At 49.3% G+C, this 5,277-nt stretch carries 1 tRNA gene and 3 rRNA genes; all 4 read left to right on the top strand.

What is annotated here, in order from left to right:
- Window positions 1-68 precede the first annotated feature (68 nt).
- The 4 genes from ACVC7T_RS10810 to rrf all read left to right on the top strand — a co-directional run bounded on the left by ACVC7T_RS10810 (window position 69) and on the right by rrf (window position 5,276).
- Window positions 69-1,617 (top strand): 16S ribosomal RNA (locus ACVC7T_RS10810).
- An 83-nt stretch (window positions 1,618-1,700) separates the two neighbouring features.
- Window positions 1,701-1,773 (top strand) — tRNA-Ala (locus ACVC7T_RS10805).
- A gap of 276 nt (window positions 1,774-2,049) precedes the next feature.
- Window positions 2,050-4,952, top strand: a 23S ribosomal RNA gene (locus ACVC7T_RS10800).
- Window positions 4,953-5,160: 208 nt separating this feature from the next.
- Window positions 5,161-5,276 (top strand): 5S ribosomal RNA (rrf, locus tag ACVC7T_RS10795).
- The 16S, 23S and 5S rRNA genes sit together here with 1 tRNA gene alongside, the layout of an rRNA operon.
- The last annotated feature ends 1 nt before the right edge of the window (window position 5,277 follow it).

Genomic DNA, 5,277 nt, shown 5'->3' with positions numbered 1-5,277 from the left:
AATATAAATCGTCAATGACAAAAAAACAATAAACGGATAAGCCAGAGTGCTTAGTCGGACAAACTAATTTTAATGAGAGTTTGATCCTGGCTCAGGACGAACGCTGGCGGCGTGCCTAATACATGCAAGTAGAACGCTGAAGGAGGGAGCTTGCTTCTTCCGGATGAGTTGCGAACGGGTGAGTAACGCGTAGGTAACCTGCCTCATAGCGGGGGATAACTATTGGAAACGATAGCTAATACCGCATAACAGTATTTACCGCATGGTAGATGCTTGAAAGGAGCAACTGCTTCACTATGAGATGGACCTGCGTTGTATTAGCTAGTTGGTGGGGTAAAGGCCCACCAAGGCGACGATACATAGCCGACCTGAGAGGGTGATCGGCCACACTGGGACTGAGACACGGCCCAGACTCCTACGGGAGGCAGCAGTAGGGAATCTTCGGCAATGGGGGCAACCCTGACCGAGCAACGCCGCGTGAGTGAAGAAGGTTTTCGGATCGTAAAGCTCTGTTGTAAGAGAAGAACTGTGAGAAGAGTGGAAAGTTTCTCACTTGACGGTATCTTACCAGAAAGGGACGGCTAACTACGTGCCAGCAGCCGCGGTAATACGTAGGTCCCGAGCGTTGTCCGGATTTATTGGGCGTAAAGCGAGCGCAGGCGGTTTGATAAGTCTGAAGTAAAAGGCTGTGGCTTAACCATAGTACGCTTTGGAAACTGTCAAACTTGAGTGCAGAAGGGGAGAGTGGAATTCCATGTGTAGCGGTGAAATGCGTAGATATATGGAGGAACACCGGTGGCGAAAGCGGCTCTCTGGTCTGTAACTGACGCTGAGGCTCGAAAGCGTGGGGAGCGAACAGGATTAGATACCCTGGTAGTCCACGCCGTAAACGATGAGTGCTAGGTGTTGGGTCCTTTCCGGGACTCAGTGCCGCAGCTAACGCATTAAGCACTCCGCCTGGGGAGTACGACCGCAAGGTTGAAACTCAAAGGAATTGACGGGGGCCCGCACAAGCGGTGGAGCATGTGGTTTAATTCGAAGCAACGCGAAGAACCTTACCAGGTCTTGACATCCCTCTGACCGCCCTAGAGATAGGGTTTCTCTTCGGAGCAGAGGTGACAGGTGGTGCATGGTTGTCGTCAGCTCGTGTCGTGAGATGTTGGGTTAAGTCCCGCAACGAGCGCAACCCCTATTGTTAGTTGCCATCATTTAGTTGGGCACTCTAGCGAGACTGCCGGTAATAAACCGGAGGAAGGTGGGGATGACGTCAAATCATCATGCCCCTTATGACCTGGGCTACACACGTGCTACAATGGCTGGTACAACGAGTCGCAAGTCGGTGACGGCAAGCTAATCTCTTAAAGCCAGTCTCAGTTCGGATTGTAGGCTGCAACTCGCCTACATGAAGTCGGAATCGCTAGTAATCGCGGATCAGCACGCCGCGGTGAATACGTTCCCGGGCCTTGTACACACCGCCCGTCACACCACGAGAGTTTGTAACACCCGAAGTCGGTGAGGTAACCTTTTAGGAGCCAGCCGCCTAAGGTGGGATAGATGATTGGGGTGAAGTCGTAACAAGGTAGCCGTATCGGAAGGTGCGGCTGGATCACCTCCTTTCTAAGGAAACGGAACCTGTACGTTAGTCTTCTTTAATTTTGAGAGGTTTTGTTAAAAACCTACCCAAGACACATAAGGTGTACGGGGCCTTAGCTCAGCTGGGAGAGCGCCTGCTTTGCACGCAGGAGGTCAGCGGTTCGATCCCGCTAGGCTCCATTAACAACGGAAGTTGTTAAGCTTGTCCATTGAAAATTGAATATCTATCAAACATTCCTTTATGTATGAAAGTACATATAGAAATAGTAACAAGAAAATAAACCGAAAACGCTGTGAATATTTAATGAGTTTAATTAAGTTACGAAGACGTTAAAGAAAACGTATGATTTTAGGAAATCATCGCAGTAGTCTTAGGACTACAAGAGGATTTATCTAAATCACTAGTTTTCTAGTCTGAGTACAATTTCTAATTTTTGAAAAAAATTAGGTTAATAAGGTTAAGTTAATAAGGGCGCACGGTGGATGCCTTGGCACTAGAAGCCGATGAAGGACGTGACAAACGACGAAATGCTTTGGGGAGCTGTAAGTGAGCGTAGATCCAGAGATGTCCGAATGGGGGAACCCGGCAGGTTGATGCCTGTCATCACTAGTTGTTAAGACTAGTAGAAGGAAGACGCAGTGAACTGAAACATCTAAGTAGCTGCAGGAAGAGAAAGCAAAAGCGATTGCCTTAGTAGCGGCGAGCGAAACGGCAGGAGGGCAAACCGAAGAGTTTACTCTTCGGGGTTGTAGGACTGCAATGTGGACTTAAAGAGTATAGAAGAACTACCTGGGAAGGTAGGCCAAAGAGAGTAACAGCCTCGTATTTGAAATAGTCTTTATACCTAGCAGTATCCTGAGTACGGCGAGACACGCGAAATCTCGTCGGAATCTGGGAGGACCATCTCCCAACCCTAAATACTCTCTAGTGACCGATAGTGAACCAGTACCGTGAGGGAAAGGTGAAAAGCACCCCGGAAGGGGAGTGAAATAGAACCTGAAACCGTGTGCCTACAACAAGTTCGAGCCCGTTAATGGGTGAGAGCGTGCCTTTTGTAGAATGAACCGGCGAGTTACGTTATGATGCGAGGTTAAGTTGAAGAGACGGAGCCGTAGGGAAACCGAGTCTTAATAGGGCGCATTAGTATTATGACGTAGACCCGAAACCATGTGACCTACCCATGAGCAGGTTGAAGGTGCGGTAAGACGCACTGGAGGACCGAACCAGGGCACGTTGAAAAGTGCTTGGATGACTTGTGGGTAGCGGAGAAATTCCAAACGAACTTGGAGATAGCTGGTTCTCTCCGAAATAGCTTTAGGGCTAGCGTCGACATTAAGAATCTTGGAGGTAGAGCACTGTTTGGATGAGGGGGCCATCTCGGTTTACTGATTTCAGATAAACTCCGAATGCCAATGATTTATGGTCGGCAGTCAGACTGCGAGTGCTAAGATCCGTAGTCGAAAGGGAAACAGCCCAGACCACCAGCTAAGGTCCCAAAATATATGTTAAGTGGAAAAGGATGTGGGGTTGCACAGACAACTAGGATGTTAGCTTAGAAGCAGCTATTCATTCAAAGAGTGCGTAATAGCTCACTAGTCGAGTGACCCTGCGCCGAAAATGTACCGGGGCTAAAACATATTACCGAAGCTGTGGATACCACAATGTGGTATGGTAGGAGAGCGTTCTATAGGCGATGAAGGTGTACCGTGAGGAGCGCTGGAGCGTATAGAAGTGAGAATGCCGGTATGAGTAGCGCAAGATGGGTGAGAATCCCATCCACCGTAAGACTAAGGTTTCCAGGGGAAGGCTCGTCCGCCCTGGGTTAGTCGGGACCTAAGGAGAGACCGAAAGGTGTATCCGATGGACAACAGGTTGATATTCCTGTACTAGAGTATGAAGTGATGGAGGGACGCAGTAGGCTAACTAAAGCGGGCGATTGGAAGAGCCCGTCTAAGCAGTGAGGTGTGATATGAGTCAAATGCTTGTATCTGTAACATTGAGCTGTGATGGGGAGCGAAGTTTAGTAGCGAAGTTAGTGACGTCACACTGCCGAGAAAATCTTCTAGCGTTGTATCATACTCTACCCGTACCGCAAACCGACACAGGTAGTCGAGGCGAGTAGCCTCAGGTGAGCGAGAGAACTCTCGTTAAGGAACTCGGCAAAATGACCCCGTAACTTCGGGAGAAGGGGTGCTGTCTTAAAGGCAGCCGCAGTGAATAGGCCCAAGCAACTGTTTATCAAAAACACAGCTCTCTGCTAAATCGTAAGATGATGTATAGGGGGTGACGCCTGCCCGGTGCTGGAAGGTTAAGAGGAGGGTTTAGCGTAAGCGAAGATCTGAATTGAAGCCCCAGTAAACGGCGGCCGTAACTATAACGGTCCTAAGGTAGCGAAATTCCTTGTCGGGTAAGTTCCGACCCGCACGAAAGGCGTAATGATTTGGGCACTGTCTCAACGAGAGACTCGGTGAAATTTTAGTACCTGTGAAGATGCAGGTTACCCGCGACAGGACGGAAAGACCCCATGGAGCTTTACTGCAGTTTGATATTGAGTATCTGTACCACATGTACAGGATAGGTAGGAGCCGATGATTCCGGAACGCCAGTTTCGGAGGAGGCGCTGTTGGGATACTACCCTTGTGTTATGGCTACTCTAACCCGGATAGGTTATCCCTATCGGAGACAGTGTCTGACGGGCAGTTTGACTGGGGCGGTCGCCTCCTAAAAGGTAACGGAGGCGCCCAAAGGTTCCCTCAGATTGGTTGGAAATCAATCGCAGAGTGTAAAGGTATAAGGGAGCTTGACTGCGAGAGCTACAACTCGAGCAGGGACGAAAGTCGGGCTTAGTGATCCGGTGGTTCCGTATGGAAGGGCCATCGCTCAACGGATAAAAGCTACCCTGGGGATAACAGGCTTATCTCCCCCAAGAGTTCACATCGACGGGGAGGTTTGGCACCTCGATGTCGGCTCGTCGCATCCTGGGGCTGTAGTCGGTCCCAAGGGTTGGGCTGTTCGCCCATTAAAGCGGCACGCGAGCTGGGTTCAGAACGTCGTGAGACAGTTCGGTCCCTATCCGTCGCGGGCGTAGGAAATTTGAGAGGATCTGCTCCTAGTACGAGAGGACCAGAGTGGACTTACCGCTGGTGTACCAGTTGTCTCGCCAGAGGCATCGCTGGGTAGCTATGTAGGGAAGGGATAAACGCTGAAAGCATCTAAGTGTGAAACCCACCTCAAGATGAGATTTCCCATGACTTTATGTCAGTAAGAGCCCTGAGAGAAGATCAGGTAGATAGGTTGGAAGTGGAAGTGTGGCGACACATGTAGCGGACCAATACTAATCGCTCGAGGACTTATCCTAGATAAGAAAAATTCAACGAAGTCAATATTGACAGCGTGGTTGTTTCTTGTTAGAATATAGATATTCAATTTTGAGTGGATAAAGTGAAGTAACGAGGGCGTTACGAAATCCGTAAGAAAATAGGAAACTGACGCAGAGTCTGTAGACTCTAGGAAGTTTATCTTTTTCACTAGGATTTTAGTCCGAGTACAATTCCATTCAACAGAAGTTAAGTGACGATAGCCTAGGAGATACACCTGTTCCCATGCCGAACACAGCAGTTAAGCCCTAGAACGCCTGAAGTAGTTGGGGGTTGCCCCCTGTTAGATACGGTAGTCGCTTAGCG

This window comes from Streptococcus sp. P25B114, assembly GCF_053010325.1.
The sequence above is the reverse complement of the archived record's forward strand: the minus strand, read 5'-3'. Positions and strand labels throughout refer to the sequence as shown.